Source organism: Bradyrhizobium sp. USDA 4354, assembly GCF_054060315.1.
In genome coordinates this window covers 5,384,133-5,403,311 of the sequence record NZ_JBSSDC010000001.1, presented here as the reverse complement: position 1 = coordinate 5,403,311, position 19,179 = coordinate 5,384,133, and the positions used below count along the sequence as shown (strand labels likewise).

The window sequence follows — 19,179 nt, the reverse complement described above, 5'->3', positions numbered from 1 at the left end:
GCTTAAGGAAACGCCAACCTTCCCGTTTGGATCGCCCACATCACGCTGGTCAGCGTGACCACCGACGCGAACGTCCCCAGCAGCACCGCCACCGAGGCGGACTCGATCCAGGCATCGTTCTGCCGGGCGATCACGAACACGTTCAGTGCCGGCGGCAGCGAGGCCATCAGCACCGCCGTCGCAGCCCAGGGCTGCGCGAACGGACCGAACGCCAGCATCAGGCCGAACGCCGTGAGCGGATGGATCAGCAGCTTGACCGCGACCACGCCCGGCACCTCCCACGGCACCCGATCGAACGGTCGCAGCGCCACGGTCACGCCGAGCACGAACAGCGCGGTCGGCGCGGCCGCGTTCTGGAGGAAGGTGATGGTGCGGTCGAGCGCGACCGGCAGCTCGATATGCAGCGCTGCGACGGCTGCGCCAAAACAGGCCGACATGATTAGCGGATTGAGCACGATCTGCTTCAGCACGACGCCGAAGGCGTGGACGAGCGAGGGATGGTCGCGGTCGGAGAGCTCGATCAGGAGCGGCACGATCGTGAACAGGAAGATGCTGTCGCAGCAGAAGATCAGCGCGGTCGGTGCCGCCGCCTTCGGCCCCAGCACCGCGAGCGCCAGGCCCGGCCCCATATAGCCGATATTGCCGTAACCGCCTGAGAGCCCGGCGAGCGTCGCTTCGCGCAGCGTCAGCCGTCCCAGCAGCTTGCCGACCACCAGCGCCAGCGTGAACGCCGCAACCGTCGACAGCGTGGTCGCCACCAGGAACGGCGGGTTGTTCAATTCCGAAAACGGCGTCTTCGACATGATCGCAAACAGCAGCGCCGGCAGCGACACGTAGAGCAGGAAGAAGTTCATCCAGGCGAGCCCTGATTCCGGCAGAGACTTGAACTTGCCGCAGGCAAACCCGACAAAGATCAAGCCAAAATATGGAAGGGCCAGATTGAGGATATCGACCATTATTGAAGTGTTTTCTGAGGACTTGGGGGCTATCCGCCCCGGACGCGAAGGTTAATTCCCGACAAGGCCACTAGCATCGGCCACAATCCTGGTCTATCGACGGGGGATGATTAAAGCGCGGACCGCGAAATTCCAGATCGGACAGGTCGTTCGCCACCGGATCTTCTCGTTCCGGGGGGTGATCTTCGACATCGACCCGGAATTCAACAACACCGAGGAGTGGTGGCTGTCGATTCCCGAGGAGGTGCGGCCCAACAAGGACCAGCCGTTCTATCACCTGCTCGCGGAGAACGCGGAATCGGAATACGTCGCTTACGTCTCCGAGCAGAACCTGTTGCCCGACGATTCCGGCGAGCCGGTCCGGCATTCCCAGGTCGCCGAGATCTTCATCAAGGACAAGGCCGGCGGCTATCGCCCGCGCAATCCATCGCTGAATTGAAATTCGCCGTCAGCAAGGGGCAGCAAAAAAGGCGCTCGAACCGAGCGCCTTTTTGCATGTTTGGGATGTGATTACTTCTGACCAGCCGGAGATGCGCCGGGAGGCGTGCCCTGCTGCTCGAGCTTCTTGCGCTGCTCGTCCGCCTTCTTCTGAAGCTCTTCCTGAAGCTTCTTCTGGGTTTCCTCGAACACCTTCGGATCGGTCGGCGGACCGTCATAGGCCTTCTGGAATTCGCCGGCGAGCGGCAGCGGCAGGGTCAGCGGTGCGCCGTTGGCGTTGATCGCCTGGACAACGAGATTCTGGCCCTTCTTCATGCTGTTGATGAGCTCGGGCGAGGCCTCGTAATCCGACATGCAGCCGTTCTGGAAGCAGATCACATAGGGTTGCTGCAGCGGCGCGTTGCTGTCCACGATGATGCGGGTGCCGTGAACCAGCTGCATGCCGAGCGGCAGCGTCACGCGCAGGATTTTCTTGGGCTCGCCTTCCGGCTCGATGATGACGGCCGCGATGACCGGCTGGCCTGACTCGATGCGCCCGTCCTTGCCGGTGAAGCAGACCTGCTTGGCATTGGCGTCCTGGCCCTTCAGGCAGAACTTGGTCCAGGGGGCGTAGATCAGCTGTATCTGCTGGTCAGCGGGCTGGGCCGCGCCCTGCTGCGCCGGAGCGCCCTGGGCGGGAGCCTGCTGGGCCTGCGGCGACGCTGCGGGCGCCGGAGCCTTGGGGGCAGCCTTCGGAGCGGCCTTTGGGGCCGGGGTCGCCTTGGGCGCGGGCGCGCCAGGAGCCGGTGCGGGAGCTTGGGCCTCGGCGGCAAACGGAACGGCCAACGCCGTCGCCGTCAACAGGGCGAGAAGTCGCCCGCGCGGCCGGACGGACGCGGCCAAGTAACGAAAATTCATTGCGGAAAACCCTTTCTGAACGGGAAGTGCCCGAACCGCTCCGAAGCGCCGAACCTGGCCGCCTTGGGCGCGGCTCTCTCCCCGTCAATTGAGGCGGATAAGTGACGGGCTCGACGCTCTTGCGCGATTGGGTGCCTTCTTAACGTGGCCGACGAAAAGATCAATGCCGACAAGCGTCTTTGGCCACATCCCCAGCTGCCCCCAGTGAAATTCCCTGTGATAGGATTCAGGCCCGCCGGTCCTCGAATCACCGTGTGCCGATGTCCATGTTCCTGCGCCCTCTCAAGGGCTCCGGCGTCCGTCTTTGCGCCCTCGCCCTTGCTGCGGCCACCGGACTTTCGGCAGGCGCCCGGGCCGAGGAGGCCCATGCCATCGCCATGCACGGCAAGCCGGCTATGGCTGCCGATTTCACCCACATGCGATACGCCAACCCCGATGCTCCCAAGGGCGGCCGCCTGACTTGGGGCATTCTCGGCACCTTCGACAGCCTCAATCCCTTCATCGTGAAGGGATTGGCGGTGCAGCCGGTCCGCAACTACGTGGTCGAGAGTCTGCTGGCACGCGGCCAGGACGAGCCGTTCACGCTTTACGGTCTGCTCGCCAGGACGGTCGAAACCAACGACGAGCGCAGCTTCGTCACGTTTCGTCTCGATCCCCGCGCCCGCTTCTCCGACGGCAAGCAGGTAGCGGCCGAGGACGTGCTGTTCTCCTGGCAATTGCTGCGCGACCACGGCCGCCCCAATCACCGGCAATACTACGCCAAGGTTGCCAAGGCCGAGGTGACCGATCCCCGCACCGTCCGCTTCGACCTCACCGGTGCCAACGACCGCGAGCTGCCGCTGATTCTCGGCCTGATGCCGATCCTGCCGAAGCACGCGGTCGACGTCGCGACCTTCGAGGAGACGACGCTGACGGCGCCGGTCGGCTCGGGCCCCTATCGCGCGACCGCGGTGAAGCCGGGCGCTAGCGTGACGCTGACCCGCAATCCCGACTATTGGGGCCGCGACCTCGCCATCAATCGCGGGCTCTACAATTTCGACGAGATCAGGCTCGATTATTTTCGCGAGGCCAACGGCCAATTCGAGGCCTTCAAGCGTGGCCTTTATGATTTCCGTGTCGAGCACGAGCCGCTGCGCTGGCACGACGGCTATGATTTTCCGGCCGCCAGAAGCGGCGAGGTGATCCGCGACACCATCAAGCCCGGCGTGCCGCAGCCTTCCGAATTCCTGGTGTTCAACACCCGCCGTCCGATCTTCGCCGACATCCGGGTGCGGAAGGCCCTGACGCTGCTATTCGATTTCGAGCTGGTCAACCGCAACTATTTCTTTGGCCTCTATTCGCGCGTCGCCGGCTATTTCGCCGGCTCGGAGCTGTCGGCCTATGGCAGGCCTGCGGATGCACGCGAGCGCGAGCTGCTCAAACCGTTCGCCGCGCAGATCCCGCCCGAGATCATAGACGGCAGCTACCGCCTGCCCGTGACCGACGGTTCGGGCCGCGACCGCACGACGCTGCGCGCCGCGCTGAAGCTGTTGTCAGAGGCAGGCTACGATCTCGACGGAACCGTACTGCGCAATCGCGCGACCAAGGCGCCCTTCACCTTCGAGATCATGGTCACGACCCGCGACCAGGAGCGCATCGCGCTCGCATTCCAGCGCGACCTCAAGCGCGCCGGCATCGAGGCGACCGTGCGGTCGGTCGATCCCGTGCAGTTCGACCAGCGCCGGCTCGCTTACGAGTTCGACATGATCCAGAACCGCTGGGACCAGTCGCTCTCGCCCGGCAACGAGCAGTATTTCTATTGGGGCAGCGCCGCCGCGGACAATCCGGGCACCCGCAACTACATGGGCGCCAGGGATCCCGCGGTCGATGCCATGATCGCCGCCCTGCTCGCGGCCCGTGAACATACGGATTTCGTCTCGGCGGTGCGCGCGCTCGACCGCGCCCTGATCGCGGGCTGCTACACAATCCCGCTGTTTAACGTATCGGAGCAATGGATCGCGCGCTGGAATCGGATAGAATGGCCGAAGGCCACCTCGCTCTCGGGCTATTTTGCCGGAGACCTGGTGGGCGAAGGGGCAGCCGCAAGCTCATCAAGCAAAGTGACGCCGTGAACCAGCCAGCCGTATCGCCGACGCTCGACACACTGTTTCAGCGCACGCTGATGCGGCAGCCGCACGCAACCGCTCTGCTCGATCCTCTCAACAAGGCGCGCGTGACCGGGCACCAGCCGCGGCGAATGACCTACGCCGAGGCTGACACGGCCATCGAGGCGCTGTCGGCCCATTTCGTCGAATCGGGCCTGCCGGCGAATTCCGTCATCGCGATCCAGTTGCCCAACACGGTCGAATTCGTGCTCACCGTGCTTGCGGCCCATCGCGCCGGCCTCGTCGTCGCGGTGCTGCCCCTGCTGTGGCGGCATGCGGAGCTGACCGCGGCGCTCAATCGCACCGCAGCGCGCGCCATCGTCACCATGAGCACGGTCGACGGTGTCAGCTATGCCGACCTCGCGATGCATGCCGCAGCCGAGGCGTTCTCGATCCGCCATGTCTACGGCTTCGGAGGCGACCTGCCCGAAGGCATGGCCTCGCTCGACCACGTGCTGGCCCGCCCGCCCGGCACCACGCGTGCCGTGATCCAGGACGGCCGCAAGGCGGCGATGATCTCCTTCGACGTCACCGCCGAAGGCTTCCGTCCGGTGCCGCGGCCGCATTTCAGCCTGATCGCCGGCGGTCTTGCGATGTCGCTCGAAGCCGACATCAAGCAGGGCGCGACCGTGATGGCGGCGTTCACGCCGATGTCGTTTGCGGGCCTCGCCTCCTCGCTCGCGGTGTGGCTGCTCTCGGGCGGTACGCTGGCGCTGCACCATCCGTTCGAGAACGAGGTGCTGGAGCAGCAGATCAACGCGCACCAATGCGAGGTGCTGATCGCGCCGGCCCAGCTCGCGCTGCGCCTCGGCGATGCCGGCCTCGCGGCGCGGATGCCGTCGTTGCGCAACGTCATCGGCCTCTGGCGCGCGCCCGAGCAGGTCGCGGCGAGCGATGCCTGGATCGCGCCGCATGCGCCGCTGACCGACGTCTATCTGTTCGGCGAGGCCGGACTGTTCGGCGCCCGCCGCGGCGAGGACGGCATGCCGGTGCCGGTCAAGCCCGGGCCGCACGGCGCCCCGCGCGAGCAGTCGGGCTCCTCAATTGCGGGGGAGATCCTGCTGACACCGAAAGGCACGCTCGGCCTGCGCGGCGCGATGGTGCCGATCGCGGCCTATGCCCCACCGCAGCCGGTCGGAGAGACGCTGACGGCGCAGCCGCCGCGCGACTATGTCGATACCGGCTATGCCGCGCGGCTCGACCGTGCCAGCGGCGCGATCTGCATCACCGCGCCGCCCTCCGGCATCATGGCCGTCGGCGGCTACCGCTTTCTCTCCAACGATCTCCAGGAATGGGCGCGCCGGCTCGGCCAGGGCGCCCTGCTCACGGCGCTGCCCGACCGCCTCTCGGGGCACCGGCTGGCGGGACGGGCCCAGGACAATGCCCGCGCCCGCGAGGCGCTCAGCGAGCTCGGGCTTAACCCCCTGATGGTCGAGGCTTTTCGCGACCACTCCGGGCCGGCCTAGGCACAGTTTCGCGCCTTCCGTTGACGCAGCATTAAGGCGGCCAAACTAGATTGCGCGGCATCTGTTGCGTGATCTGAGTCTCTCGATGTCCCAGGCGGGCCCGATCCTGTTTGTGTCCGATACCCACCGCCCCGCCTTCGTGGCGGCGCTGGACGAGGCCCGGCTCTTTCCGGTGGTCGACACCGACTGGGCCAGCGCGGCGCGTGCGGTTGAAGCGGTGCAGCCGGCCGCGGTTCTCGCTGCGATGCATGCCGGACACGAGCCGCACGTGGCGGCGCTCGCAAAGAAGATTGCCGATCAATCGCCTTACCTTCCCTTCGTGGCCCTGGATGCGGCGGGCATGCTGCCTCACAACGCCCTGCCCTTCTCCTCGCGCGGCGGCAATCCCGACCGCCTGATCGCGCGGCTCCGTGCCGCGCTACGCGTGCGCACACTGCATGCAACGGTGCTCCGCCGGCTGCCGGAAACGAAGGTCGCGCTGCCGGAGGGCGATCCCGCACGCGACGCCACCGTGCTGCTGATCGGTCGCGGCGCGGCCTATCCCACGCTCTCCGTCGCGCTGGGTGAGCGCGTCGGCGTGGTCGGCGCGCTCTCGATCGAGGCCGCCGCCAAGCACCTCAACACCCGCGACCTCGACGGCGTCGTGCTCGCCGAAGGTTTTACCGCGCGCGTGACCGATGCCTTCCTCACCGTGCTCGCCGAGGACACCCGCTTCCGCAGCCTGCCGGTGGTCGTCACCGCGCATCAGCTCACGCAGAGCTACGACATGCCCAATCTCGAGCTGATCGCGGGCGAGCCGGCGAGTATCGCCGCCAACGCGCTCCCCTTGATCCGCCAGCACGCGATGGAAGCGCAGCTGAGCCGCGCGCTACGCGCGATCGATGCCGGCGGCTGGCTCGATCCGCGCAGCGGCCTGCTCACGGTGGAGGCCTTCGCCCGCGATTTTGCCAAAGCCGTCGAGCAGACGCTCGCTCGCGGCGGCGGCCTCTCCGTCGCACGCTTCGCTTTCGATCCCGGCAACTCCCGTGCCCAGCTCGACGCCGCGCGCATCCTCAGCCGCCTGATGCGGCAGATGGATTTTGGCGCGGCGCAGAAGGACGGCTCCGTCATCGTCGTGTTCGCGGAGACCGACTTCCGCACGGCGCACATGATTGCGCGCCGCCTGTCGGCGGTGATGCGGCACACCTCCAACGGCAAGCACGAGATGCGCAGCGATCCCATCGTCAGCGTGGACTCGCTTTCGCCGTCTGATACGGCAAGGTCTCTGCTGGCACGGCTGTCAGCGGACGCGTCAAGGGCGGCGTCGTAGCCTTTTCGCGAACTGTTTCAACAAACACCGTCATTGCGAGCGCAGCGAAGCAATCCAGTCTGTCTCCGCGGACGCATTTCTGGATTGCTTCGCTACGCTCGCAATGACGTGGTGAGGCTGGTGCCTCCTACGCCGCCTTCTTGCTCTCGGCGAGCTGCGCCAGCTGCCGCATGATCTCCGTGGTGCCGACGAGGCGCTCTTCCGGGGTTTCCCAGTCCTGCAGGAACACCACCTTCATGTCGGGCCGCACCTTGGCGGCCTGGCCGTAGCTGCGGATGAAGGTCACGAGGCGCTCGGGATGGGCGAAGGAATTGTCGCGGAAGACGATGACGGCGCCCTTCGGGCCGGCGTCGATCTTCTCGACATTGGCCCGGCGGCAGAACGCCTTGATCGCGGCGACCTTGAACAAATAGCGCACCTCGTCGGGCAGGACGCCGAAGCGGTCGCGCATCTCGGCGCCGAAATTTTCGATCTCCTCCTCGGTGTCGAGGTCGGCGAGGCGCCGGTACAGCGACAGCCGCACCGAGAGATCGCTGACATAGTCCTCCGGGATGAGCACGGGCATGCCGATGGTGATCGACGGCGACCAGCGGTCGGCGGCAGGCTCGGAGACGCCGGCCTTGAGGTTGACGATCGCCTCCTCCAGCATCGACTGGTAAAGCTCGAAGCCGACTTCCTTGATGTGGCCGGACTGCTCCTCGCCGAGCAGATTGCCGGCGCCGCGGATGTCGAGGTCGTGCGAGGCAAGCTGGAAGCCCGCGCCCAGCGTCTCCAGCGATTGCAGCACGGTGAGCCGGCGCTCGGCCTGCGCCGTGATCTTCTGCTGCGCCGGCAGCGTGAACAGCGCATAAGCGCGCAGCTTGGAGCGGCCGACGCGGCCGCGGAGCTGGTAGAGCTGGGCGAGGCCGAACATGTCGGCGCGGTGCACGATCAGCGTGTTGGCGTTGGGAATGTCGAGGCCGGACTCGACAATCGTGGTCGACAACAGGATGTCGAACTTGCCGTCGTAGAACGCGGTCATGATGTCCTCGATCACGGCGGGCGGCATCTGGCCGTGCGCAACTGCGACCTTCATCTCCGGCACGTTCTTGTCGAGGAAGTCCTTGACCTCGGCGAGATCGTCGATGCGCGGCACCACGTAGAACGCCTGGCCGCCGCGATAGCGCTCACGCAGCAGCGCCTCGCGGATCATCAAGGGATCGTGCGGGGCGACGAAGGTGCGCACCGCGAGGCGATCCACCGGCGGCGAGGCGATGATCGAGAGCTCGCGCACGCCGGTGAGCGCCAGCTGCAGCGTGCGCGGGATCGGCGTCGCCGACAGCGTCAGCACGTGCACCTCGGCGCGCAGCGCCTTCAACCGCTCCTTGTGGCTGACGCCGAAATGTTGCTCCTCGTCGACGATGAGCAGGCCAAGATCGCGGAACTTGATCGCCTTGCCGAGCAGCGCATGGGTACCGACGACGATGTCGACCGAGCCGTCAGCAATACCCTTCTTGACCTGGTTCAGCTCCTTGGTCGGGATCAGGCGCGAGGCCTGCGCCACGTTCACCGGAAAGCCCTTGAAACGCTCGCTGAAGGATTTCGCGTGCTGGCGAGCCAGCAGTGTGGTCGGTACCACCACCGCAACCTGCTTGCCGTCGAGCGCAACCGCAAAGGCGGCACGCAGCGCCACCTCGGTCTTGCCGAAGCCGACGTCGCCGCAGATCAGCCGGTCCATCGGCCGGCCCTTTTCGAGATCCTTCAGCGTGGACTCGATGGCCCCTAACTGGTCCTCGGTCTCGTCATAAGGGAAGCGCGCGCAGAACTCGTCGTAGAGGCCCTGCTGCACCGGCAATTTCGGCGCCTCGTGCAGCATGCGCTCGGCGGCGATCTTGATCAGCTCGCCCGCGATCTCGCGGATGCGGTTCTTGAGTTTGGCCTTGCGGGTCTGCCAGCCGGAACCGCCCAGACGATCGAGCTCGACCGTGGTCTGGTCGGAGCCGTAGCGCGACAGCAGCTCGATGTTCTCGACCGGGAGGAACAGTTTTGTCTCGGCGGCATAATGCAGCTCGAGGCAGTCATGCGGCGCGCCGGCGACGTCGAGCGTTTGCAGGCCGATGAAGCGGCCGATGCCGTGCTCGACATGGACGACGATGTCGCCGGCGGCAAGGCTCGTCACTTCCGAGATGAAATTGTCGAGCTTGCGGCTGACCTTGCGCGGCCGCACCAGGCGGTCGCCAAGGATGTCCTGCTCGCTGATGATAGCGATCTCGTCAGTCTCGAAACCGCTCTCGAGGCCGAGCACGGCGAGCATGGTCTCGTTACGCGGGGTCGCCTGCACCGTGCGCCAGCTGTTGACACTGGTGGTATGGGCGAGCTTGTGGTCGCGCAGCATCGATGTCATGCGGTCGCGCGAACCTTCGGTCCACAGCGCGATCACGACCTTCTTGCGCTGCGCCTGCAACGCCATGACGTGGCTGACGACGGACTCGAACACGTTGACATTGGTGTCGTTGCGCTCCGGCGCGAAGTCGCGGCCCTTGCGCGCGCCGGCATCCACCACCGAAGTGCCATCGGTCGGCACGGAGAACGGCGTCAGACGCGCCAGCGGGATGTCGCCGAGGCGCTTGGTCCATTCCTCGTCGGTCAGGTAGAGCCGGTCGGGCGGCAGCGGCTTGTAGATGGCGCCGCCACCGGGATGCTCCATCGCCTCGCGACGGGCCTGGTAATAGTCGAGGATCTGCTTGAAGCGCTCGCGGACGGCGTCCTCGGCCTGCGGCTCGATCGCGACCGCCGCGCCTTGCAGATAATCGAACAGCGTGTCCATCCGATCCTGGAACAGCGGCAGCCAGTGCTCCATGCCGGGATGGCGGCGGCCCTCGCTGACGGCCTCGTACAGCGCATCGTCACGCTCGGGCGCGCCGAACTCGGCAACATAGCCCATGCGGAAACGGCGAATGGTGTCGGTGACGAGCTGGAACTCGGAGACCGGCACGAGGTCGAGCGAGCGCATGTCGAGCAGCGTGCGCTGGGTCTCGGCATCGAAGGAGCGGATCGATTCCAGGCTGTCGCCGAAGAAGTCGAAACGCACCGGCTGCTCGAGGCCGGCCGGAAACAGGTCGAGGATACCGCCGCGCACGGCGTATTCGCCGGGCTCGCGCACGGTGGAGGAGCGGTTGTAGCCGTTGTGCTCGAGCCAGGCGACGACGGTGTCCATCGGCACGACGTTGCCCGGCGCGACCGATAGGGCCTGCGCCGCGACAAGCTCGCGCGCGGGCACGCGCTGCACCACCGCGTTCACCGTCGTCAGCACGATCAGCGGCTTGTCGCTACCGGTGAGCGAAGCCAGCCGCGCCAGTGTCGTCAGGCGTTGCGCCAGGATGCCGCCATGCGGCGAGACGCGGTCATAGGGCTGGCAGTCCCAGGCCGGAAAGGTCAGCACCGGCAGATCGGGCGCAAAGAACCTGAGCGCGCGTTCGAGCTGCTGCATGCGCGGACCGTCGCGGCAGACCACGGCGAGGCTCACCGCCGGCTTCTTCGGCCGTGCCGCGATCGCACGGGCGAGATCGGAAACGACGAGGCCCTCGGCACCCTCCGCGACATTGGCGAGCGTCAGCGCGCGGCCGGGCGCGAGCAGCTCGGCCGGCGATTTCATTCCCTGCTTCATGCGTTGCCGTCCGCGATCGGAAACGCCTTGATGCGGGCAAACAGCGCGCCGGTGACGTCGGCCGGCAGCACCTTGTCGCCGGTGATGGCGGCATAGAGATCGGGATCGTTGACCTCGAGCAGGCGCTCGAGCTCGCCGAGCTCGGTGTCGGACAGGTTGCCGATCTCGGCATCCGCGAAGCGGCCGAGGATCAGGTCCATCTCGCGCGTGCCGCGGTGCCAGCAGCGGAACAGAAGCCGCTTGCGGCGCTCGTCCAGCCCGTTGCTCGATCGTGTCGTTCCCGTCATGTCTCAAATCCAGTCAAACGCAGAAAGCCCGGACGTGCCGGGCGGGGGTGATATAGCCACTCAAGGTGGCCATGTCAGCCTTTTGTTGTTGCAATTGTTTACGGTCGTCATTGCCGGGCTTGCCGTCTTCGCAAAGCTTCGCCGGCCTGCTATCGGGAGCCCGGCGAAGCCCCTTGCGGAGCCGGGACCCGGCAATCCATCCTCTTGAATAGATGGATGCGCGGGTCGAGCCCGCGCATGACGAATGTTGCGAAAATGCGCCCCAGCCTGCTCAATCCGCTGTTTGCTCCCGTGACCAGCCTGCCCGGCGTCGGTCCGAAGCAGGACAAGTTGTTGCAGTATCTGCTCAGCCGGAGCGAGGCGCCACGGCTGGTCGATCTGCTCTTGCATCTGCCGAGCCAGGTCATCGACCGCCGGGCCCGGCCGAAGATCCGCGACGCGGCCGTTGGAACCATGGTGACGCTGGAGGTCACCGTCGATCGCCACCGCCCGCCTCCGCCGCGCAATTCGCGCGCGCCGTATCTGGTCTATGCCAGCGACGATACCGGCGATGTCTTGCTGACCTTCTTCCGCGCCAAGCCCGGCTATGTCGAGAAGCTGCTGCCGGTTGGCGAGAAGCGCTACGTCTCCGGCACGCTGCAGATGTATGACGGCATCCCGCAGATCGTGCATCCTGATCGCGTGCTCGACGAGGAGGCGATCTCAAAGCTGTCCGGGATCGACCCGGTCTATCCGTTGACCGAGGGCCTCGCGCTCGGCTCGCTCCGCCGCGCGATCGCGCAGGCGCTGCAGAAGCTCCCCGCTCTGCCGGAATGGATCAGCCCCGAGGTGCTGCGCCGCTGCAATTTCCCCCCGGTCGCGGAAGCGCTCACGCGCGTGCACCAGCCGGTCGAGCTCACGGACATTTTGCCCGATCATCCGTTCTGGTCGCGACTCGCGTTCGACGAGCTGCTGGCCGGCCAGCTCGCGCTGGGACTGATCCGCGCACAGCTGCGTCGGCCGGCCGGCGTCCGCAATGCCGGCGATGGGCACCTGCGCAGCAAGATCATCGACGCCCTGCCCTATGCCCTCACGCCCTCGCAGCGCAACGCCGCCGCCGCCATCGCCGAGGATCTGAAGCAGCCTGTGCGCATGCTGCGCCTGCTCCAGGGCGACGTCGGCTCTGGCAAGACCGTGGTGGCGCTGCTCGCTGCCGCCGCAGTCGCCGAGGTCGGCAAGCAGGCCGCGCTGATGGCCCCGACCGAAATCCTGGCGCGCCAGCACATCAAGACCATCGCGCCACTGGCCGAGCGCGCCGGCATGCGCGTTGCCATCCTCACAGGCCGGGAAAAGGGCAAGGAGCGCCGCGAAATCATCACCCAGCTCGCCGAGGGCGAGATCGATCTCCTCGTCGGCACCCATGCGCTGATCCAGGACGATGTGATCTTCAGGGACCTCGCCCTCGCCGTCGTCGACGAGCAGCACCGCTTTGGCGTGCGCGAACGGCTGGCGCTGACGTCCAAGGGCGAGGCCGTCGACGTGCTGGTGCTGAGCGCCACGCCGATCCCGCGCACGCTGGTGCTGACCTATTTCGGCGACATGGACATCTCGGAGCTGCGCGAAAAGCCGGCCGGCCGCCAGCCAATCGATACCCGCGCGGTGCCGATGAGCCGGATCAGTGAGGTCATGGAAGGTGTCGGCCGCGCGCTCGAAGCCGGCAAGCTGGTCTACTGGATCTGTCCGCTGGTCGAGGAATCCGAGGCCGAGGGCACCGAGCATCTCACCAACGCGACCAAACGTTTCAAGAGCCTGCAAAGACGTTTCGGCGAGCGTGTCGGCCTCGTCCACGGCCAGATGAAGGGCACGGAAAAGGACCGGGTGATGGGCCAGTTCGCCGCCCACGAGATCGGCCTGCTGGTCGCAACCACCGTCGTCGAGGTCGGCGTCGACGTGCCGGCCGCGACCATCATGGTGATCGAGAACGCCGAGCGCTTCGGCCTTGCCCAGCTGCACCAGCTTCGCGGTCGCATCGGGCGCGGCTCCGAGGCCTCGACCTGCATCCTGCTCTATGGCGAGCCGCTCGGCGAGATGTCCAAGGCGCGGCTGAAGGTGATCCGCGAAACCACCGACGGTTTCCGCATTGCCGAGGAAGACCTGAAGCTGCGCGGCGAAGGCGACGTGCTGGGCGTACGCCAGAGCGGCCTGCCCGGCTACCGCATCGCGCGCCCGGAGGTGCACGGCCAGCTCATCGCCCAGGCCCGCGACGAGGCGCTGCGAATCCTGAAGGACGATCCGAAACTGAAGGGCGAGCGCGGCGAGGCGCTGCGGTGCCTGCTGTACCTGTACGAACGGGACGAGGCGATCCCGCTGATCGGGGCAGGCTGAGGCTTCCGCAAAGATGGTCCAAGAGGGACTCGCAGAGTCTCCTCCTCGTCGTTGCGAGCGGAGCGAAGCAATCCAGAATTCCTCCGCGGAGACAGTCTGGATTGCCTCGCTGCGCTCGCAATGACGATGCGAAGACATCCGCAACTCGACGGGTCTGTACGCGGAGACTGCCCTCATCCCCTCTTCTTGCTCGTCTCGGCAAACGCCTTCATCAGCTCCACCTCCACAGCCTCCCCCTTCGCATCCTCAGCCAGATGCTCGAACCACCGTGCAAACCCCTCATAGATCTGGCTGGCCGGATGATCCGGGCCCAAGAATCCGGAAATCTCCCGCATCTCCGCGACCCAGCGATAGGCTTTCGGAATCATGTCCGGCAGCGCGACGTCGAGCCGCGCCAAAATTGCCGGCTGGCTGAGCGCGAGCTCGTCGCGCAGCGCATCGGCTGCGCCCGCCTTCGTGGCCGCGATCACCATGGCCGAGCCGATGCCGGCGAGACCCTTGACGATGCCGGCGTACGACATCTTCAACGCTGACGCCGCGCCGACCGGTCCTTCGACGACCCGCACGTCGAGGCCGAGATCCTTCAGCACGGCGACGTCCTTGGCATGCTCGCCGGACATGTAGAAGGCCGGGCTCTTGCCGCCTGGCTGCGGCGGAAAGCCGATGATGCCGGCATCGACGAACGGCGCCTGGGCCGAGCCGATGATCTCCTCGATCCTTTGCACCGTATCGACATTGACGGCGTTGCAGTCGACCACCACAGGCTTCTTCTCGCGCCTGACGATCAGCGAGGCCAGCCGTTCAGCCAGCGCCACAGCCTCGCCCGGCGGCACGATCGAGAGGATGATGTCGGCGTCAGCAATCGCATCGTCCTCGGCGCCGATCATCCCGGCGTCCGCCGCGCGTTTCAGCGTCGCCTCGCTCCGGCCCTTCAGCGACGTCAGCACGCGGGCGCCGTTTTCGCTGAGCCGGCGGGCCACGGCGCCGCCCATGGCACCGGGGGCGAGGATCGCAATGGTTTTGGACATCGTGCACTCCAGGTCGACTTCCGAGCAGTGCGCTCGGATCAACCCGAGAATAGCAGAGGCCGGATGCGCCCGCGTGAACGTGGCCATCCCGCGACGGAATGGCCCTACTCCGCCTTCGCAGGCTCGGGCTGGAGCGCGGAGGCATTTGCAATGCGCGCGGCGTTCGCCACGCCGGCAAGCGCCGCCGCCTTCTTCGGATCAGGTGCCGAGCCCGGCTGCACGACGCCGGCCGACATGATCAGCGTGGCTGCGTCTTCGGCGCTGAGATCGACCTCGATGATCTTGCTCTTCGGGACATAGAAGAAGAAGCCGGTGGTCGGGTTCGGCGAGCACGGCAGGAACACCGAGACGTGCTCCTCCTGCCCTGGCAGGTTGCGCGCGATGTCCTCGTTCGGCGATTGCGAGATCAGCACGATCGACCACATGCCCGGCGAAGGAAACTCGACGAGGCCGACCTTGCGGAAGCTCGAGCCCTTGCCCGAGAACAGCGTCTCGAACACCTGCTTCAGGCCGCGATAGATGGCGCGCACTGCCGGGATCCGGCCGAGGAAGGTCTCGCCGACATCGACCAGCGTGCGGCCGATCAAATTGGCCGCGAGGAAGCCGACCAGCGTCAGCGTGAAGAATGCGACAATCAGTCCCCAGCCGGGAACGCCGTAAGGAAGATAGGTTTCCGGCCGATAGGCCAGCGGCACGAACGGCCGCACCACGCCGTCGACCCAGGTGACGAACCACCACACCAGATAGAGGGTGATCGCGATCGGCCCCGTCACGACGAGGCCGGTGAGGAAATAATTGCGGAAACGGCCCATCAGGCCGGTATGCGGTTCCGGAACGGGATCAAGAGGCGCAGGCGCGTCGTCGCGGGGGGTCATTCGGGTTCCAGGTCGGTCGCTACAAGCAAGCTAGGGTCTTCTAGCAGGTTTTGGAAGACTGCGACCGACCGATATCCCGATTGCCTATTCCACGGTCACCGATTTCGCGAGATTGCGCGGCTGATCGACGTCGGTCCCCATCACGACAGCCGTGTGATAGGCGAGCAGCTGCACGGGGACGGCATAGACCATCGGCGTGAATGCCGCCGCCATGTCGGGCATGACGATGGTGACGAGAGACTCGACGGTCGCCTCCGCCGCGCCCTTGGCGTCGGTCATCAGGATGATGTTGCCGCCGCGCGCGGCGACCTCCTGCATGTTGGAGACGGTCTTCTCGAACACGCGATCGTGGGGCGCGATGACGACGACCGGCATGGTCTCGTCGATTAGCGCGATCGGCCCGTGCTTGAGCTCGCCGGCGGCATAACCTTCGGCGTGGATGTAGGAGATCTCCTTCAGCTTCAGCGCGCCTTCGAGCGCCAACGGAAAGCTGGTGCCACGGCCAAGATAGAGCACGTCGCGCGATTTCGCGATCTCGCGCGCGAGGCGCTCGATCTGGATCTCCGTGGTGAGCGCATCCGCCATCAGGCGCGGAACCTCGACCAGGCCGTGCACGAGCTTGATCTCGTCCTCGTCGGACAATACGCCGCGCGCCTTGCCGGCCGCCACCGCGAGTGCGGCGAGCACCATGAGCTGGCAGGTGAAGGCCTTGGTCGAGGCAACGCCGATCTCCGGCCCGGCCAGCGTCTGCAGCACGGTGTGGCTCTCGCGCGCGATGGTCGAGGTCGGCACGTTGACGACGGCCACCGTATGCACGCCTTCCGCCTTGGCATAGCGCAGCGCCGCCAGCGTGTCGGCGGTCTCGCCGGATTGCGAGATAAAGATGGCGAGATCGCCCTTGCGCAGGGGCGCCTCGCGATAGCGGAATTCGGAGGCGACATCGACCTCGACCGGCAGGCGCGCAAAGCGCTCGAACCAGTACTTTGCAACGAAACCGGCATAGCTCGCGGTGCCGCAGGCCGTGATGTTGATGCGCTGGATGGTGTTGAAGTCGAACGGCAGCTGCACCGGCAGAGCGACGCGCTCGGTCGCCATGTCGACATAGCGCGCCAGCGTGTGGCCGACCACCTCCGGCTGCTCGTGGATCTCCTTCGCCATGAAGTGGCGGTAATTGGCCTTGTCGACCAGCGAGGTCGAGGCCGCATGCCTGATCTTGTCGCGCTGGACGGCGTAGCCGTCCTTGTCGAAGATCTTTGCACTGTTGCGGGTCAGCACGACCCAGTCGCCGTCCTCGAGATAGCTGATCGTATCGGTGAACGGGCCGAGCGCGATGGCGTCCGAGCCGAGATACATCTCGCCGTCGCCGTAGCCGATCGCCAGCGGCGGTCCGTTGCGGGCGCCGACCATGAGGTCGTTGTCGCCGGCAAAGATGAAGCCCAGCGCGAAGGCGCCGCGCAGGCGCGCCAGCGTCAGCTTGACAGCTTCGACCGGCTTGTTGCCGCGCGCGAGCAGATCGTCGACGAGATGCAGAACGATCTCGGTGTCGGTCTCGGTGTGGAACACCGTGCCCTTCGTCTCGAGCTCCTCGCGGAGCTCGCGGAAATTCTCGATGATGCCGTTGTGGACGACGGCGACGCGTTCGGTCGCATGCGGATGGGCGTTGTTGACGGTCGGCTTGCCGTGGGTGGCCCAGCGCGTGTGACCGATGCCGGTGGTGCCCTTGAGCGGCTCCGCCTCGAGCCGCTTCTCCAGATTCTTCAGCTTGCCCTCGGCGCGGCGACGCTCCAGGTGCTTGCCTTCGAGCGTGGCAACGCCCGCGGAATCATAGCCGCGATATTCAAGACGTTTGAGCGAATCCACCAATTGCTCTGCAACCGGCTCGCGCCCGAGAATGCCGACAATCCCGCACATGCGGATCACTATCCCCCAAATCGTCGAAAAATCGCCTAAACGACACGCTCGATTTTTAGCGAAACTACCTGGGAACCAGATACTCAATATTTATTGCTGATTGAGACAGCACCGGGTCGCGACCCGAACTTCGCCTGCGTCGAATTGGCCGGCCTCAGACCGCGCGCATTAACTTGCTATTAACAAGTTTGACCAACGATTCCTACCCAGGAGACACAAGGTCATGAAGGGCTCGTCCGACCGCAAAGGCCTGTCATCGATGTCCGTCCGCGCCAGCGAGACCACGGGCACGCACCTTGCGCATTGGCCGCCGCCCCTGCGCGGCAAGGAGAACAAGCCTCTCTTCATCAAGCATCCCGAAGGCGCGCCGGTGAAGCGCGCCAAGCCGCGCGGCTGGCGCCTGACCCGCGCGATCTTCTCCGAATTCGCCGACGACGAGTAGCGGCGCTTATTTTTCGGCCTTCTTCCCGCCGGTCTTCAGCTCGCGATAGCGCGCGGCGCCGCCTTCCCGGATGGTCTGCTGGTTGCGCTCCAGCGCCATCGCGTCGTCGGGTACATCCTTCGTGATCACCGAGCCCGAGCCGATATAGGCGCCGTTGCCGATTGTCACCGGGGCGACCAGCGAGGAGTTGGTGCCGACGAAGGCACCCTGCCCGATCACCGTCTTGTGCTTCTTGAAGCCGTCGTAATTGCACGTGATGGTGCCGGCGCCGATGTTTGAATTGGCGCCGACGGTGGCATCGCCGATATAGGAGAGATGGTTGACCTTGACGCCGGCCTCCAGCGTCGCCGCCTTGGTCTCCACAAAATTGCCGATGCGCGCGCCATCGCCGAGCGAGGTGCCGGGACGCAACCGCGCATAGGGACCGATCGAGACGTTCTTGCCGAGCGTGGTCTGCACGATGTGTGAAAAGGAATGGATCACGGTGGCGTCCGCGATCGACACACCGGGGCCGATCACCACGAATGGCTCGATGGTCACGTCCTTGCCGAAAACTGTGTCGGCGGAGAGATAAACGGTCTCCGGCGCGATCAGCGTGACACCGGCCTCCATCGCCGCTCTGCGCAAGCGCGCCTGCATCACGCCTTCGGCCTCGGCGAGCTGTGCCTTGGTGTTGATGCCGCGTACCTCGTCCTCGCTCGTCTCGATCACCACGGACTCCCATCCCTGCCTGCGGACGATTTCGACCGCATCCGTCAAATAATATTCGCCCTTGGAATTGGCGTTGCCGATTTGCCCGAGGATGTCGAGCGCGCGGCGGCCGTCGATCGCCATCACGCCGGCATTGCACAGGTCGATCTTGCGCTCCTCCGCGCTGGCGTCGGCCTGCTCGCGGATCGCGACCAGGCGGTCGCCCTCGACGATGAAGCGGCCGTAGCCGGTGGGATCGGCGGCGCGAAAGCCGAGCGCGGCAATCGCGGCGCCCGCGGCGAGCGGCGCGCGGAGCCGCGCAAGGGTCTCGGCCGAGATCAGCGGCGTGTCGCCGAAGGCGATGAGAAGATCATCCGCACCGCGCGCGATCGCCTCGCGCGCCGCCAGCACCGCATGCGCGGTGCCAAGGCGTTCGCTCTGCACGAAGGTGAGCGCGTCGGGGCGGATCCGCTTCGCCTCATCAGCGACCGCCTGGTGATCGGGGCCGATCACGACCGCGAGCGAGGTGCCGGTTCCCTTCGGCGCGGCGGCGAGCACATGGGCGAGCAACGTCTGGGAAGCGACGGGATGCAGCACCTTCGGCAGGCTCGATCGCATGCGGGTGCCTTCGCCGGCGGCGAGCACGATCGTGAGGCTGGAACGGGCGGTCATCGCAATCCTGATAGATATAGCCGAATCAATTGGCGCGACGGGCAGCGAGCCCCT

The 19,179-nt window shown here is 66.1% G+C and carries 13 protein-coding genes and 1 pseudogene; 6 read left to right on the top strand and 8 right to left on the bottom strand.

All coding sequences use genetic code 11. The features are described 5' to 3' along the window. Nucleotides 1-2: 2 nt before the first annotated feature. Entirely contained in the window at nt 3-956 is a 954-nt protein-coding gene (locus ACVIIV_RS25045) for an AEC family transporter (protein ID WP_456746519.1), read from the bottom strand. 106 nt (nt 957-1,062) lie between these two features. Here ACVIIV_RS25045 and hspQ point away from each other — a divergent pair, with 106 nt between their 5' ends. Continuing rightward, on the top strand, nt 1,063-1,395 hold the full coding sequence (gene hspQ / locus ACVIIV_RS25040) for a heat shock protein HspQ (protein ID WP_028178766.1): 333 nt from the start codon (nt 1,063-1,065) through the stop codon (nt 1,393-1,395). A 71-nt stretch (nt 1,396-1,466) separates the two neighbouring features. On the opposite strand, the gene ACVIIV_RS25035 is transcribed toward hspQ, so the two are convergent. Then, nucleotides 1,467-2,291, bottom strand: coding sequence for an invasion associated locus B family protein (locus ACVIIV_RS25035; RefSeq protein ID WP_456746518.1), 825 nt, complete (start codon nt 2,289-2,291; stop codon nt 1,467-1,469). A 260-nt stretch (nt 2,292-2,551) separates the two neighbouring features. Between ACVIIV_RS25035 and ACVIIV_RS25030 the strand changes: the two are divergent. The 3 genes and pseudogenes from ACVIIV_RS25030 (at nt 2,552) to ACVIIV_RS25020 (ending at nt 7,210) form a co-directional block, all read left to right on the top strand. Further along, nucleotides 2,552-4,394 (top strand): annotated as a pseudogene (locus ACVIIV_RS25030) (extracellular solute-binding protein). A 4-nt stretch (nt 4,395-4,398) separates the two neighbouring features. Beyond that, nucleotides 4,399-5,901, top strand: coding sequence for an AMP-binding protein (locus ACVIIV_RS25025; RefSeq protein ID WP_456746517.1), 1,503 nt, complete (start codon nt 4,399-4,401; stop codon nt 5,899-5,901). A gap of 85 nt (nt 5,902-5,986) precedes the next feature. Beyond that, a complete protein-coding gene (locus tag ACVIIV_RS25020; protein ID WP_456746516.1) occupies nt 5,987-7,210 on the top strand; it encodes a GGDEF domain-containing protein in 1,224 nt (407 codons plus the stop codon). 127 nt (nt 7,211-7,337) lie between these two features. Here ACVIIV_RS25020 and mfd read toward each other — a convergent pair whose 3' ends face one another. Both mfd and ACVIIV_RS25010 read right to left on the bottom strand, forming a co-directional pair. Continuing rightward, on the bottom strand, nt 7,338-10,856 hold the full coding sequence (gene mfd, locus ACVIIV_RS25015; RefSeq protein ID WP_456746515.1) for a transcription-repair coupling factor: 3,519 nt from the start codon (nt 10,854-10,856) through the stop codon (nt 7,338-7,340). After that, the gene (locus ACVIIV_RS25010) at nt 10,853-11,143 is read right to left on the bottom strand and encodes an FAD assembly factor SdhE (RefSeq protein WP_456746514.1); all 291 of its coding nucleotides are present in this window, start codon (nt 11,141-11,143) and stop codon (nt 10,853-10,855) included. Before ACVIIV_RS25010 ends, mfd begins: the two co-directional genes overlap by 4 nt. 255 nt (nt 11,144-11,398) lie before the next feature. On the opposite strand from ACVIIV_RS25010, the gene recG reads away from it, so the two are divergent. Further along, entirely contained in the window at nt 11,399-13,507 is a 2,109-nt protein-coding gene (gene recG / locus ACVIIV_RS25005; RefSeq protein WP_456748818.1) for an ATP-dependent DNA helicase RecG, read from the top strand. A 173-nt stretch (nt 13,508-13,680) separates the two neighbouring features. On the opposite strand, the gene ACVIIV_RS25000 is transcribed toward recG, so the two are convergent. The 3 genes from ACVIIV_RS25000 to glmS all read right to left on the bottom strand — a co-directional run bounded on the left by ACVIIV_RS25000 (nt 13,681) and on the right by glmS (nt 17,321). Continuing rightward, nucleotides 13,681-14,535, bottom strand: a complete 855-nt coding sequence (locus tag ACVIIV_RS25000; protein WP_456746513.1) for a DUF1932 domain-containing protein — start codon at nt 14,533-14,535, stop codon at nt 13,681-13,683. A gap of 104 nt (nt 14,536-14,639) precedes the next feature. Further along, entirely contained in the window at nt 14,640-15,410 is a 771-nt protein-coding gene (locus ACVIIV_RS24995) for a DUF502 domain-containing protein (protein ID WP_456746512.1), read from the bottom strand. An 84-nt stretch (nt 15,411-15,494) separates the two neighbouring features. Next, nucleotides 15,495-17,321: a glutamine--fructose-6-phosphate transaminase (isomerizing) gene (gene glmS, locus ACVIIV_RS24990; RefSeq protein WP_456746511.1), complete on the bottom strand. Its 1,827-nt coding sequence runs from the start codon at nt 17,319-17,321 to the stop codon at nt 15,495-15,497. 223 nt (nt 17,322-17,544) lie between these two features. Here glmS and ACVIIV_RS24985 point away from each other — a divergent pair, with 223 nt between their 5' ends. Beyond that, nucleotides 17,545-17,763 (top strand): hypothetical protein, encoded by a 219-nt coding sequence (locus ACVIIV_RS24985; protein WP_456746510.1) that lies wholly within the window; start codon nt 17,545-17,547, stop codon nt 17,761-17,763. 6 nt (nt 17,764-17,769) lie between these two features. Here the strand turns inward: ACVIIV_RS24985 and glmU are convergent, their stop codons facing one another. Continuing rightward, nucleotides 17,770-19,125 (bottom strand): bifunctional UDP-N-acetylglucosamine diphosphorylase/glucosamine-1-phosphate N-acetyltransferase GlmU, encoded by a 1,356-nt coding sequence (gene glmU / locus ACVIIV_RS24980; RefSeq protein WP_456746509.1) that lies wholly within the window; start codon nt 19,123-19,125, stop codon nt 17,770-17,772. Nucleotides 19,126-19,179: the final 54 nt, after the last annotated feature.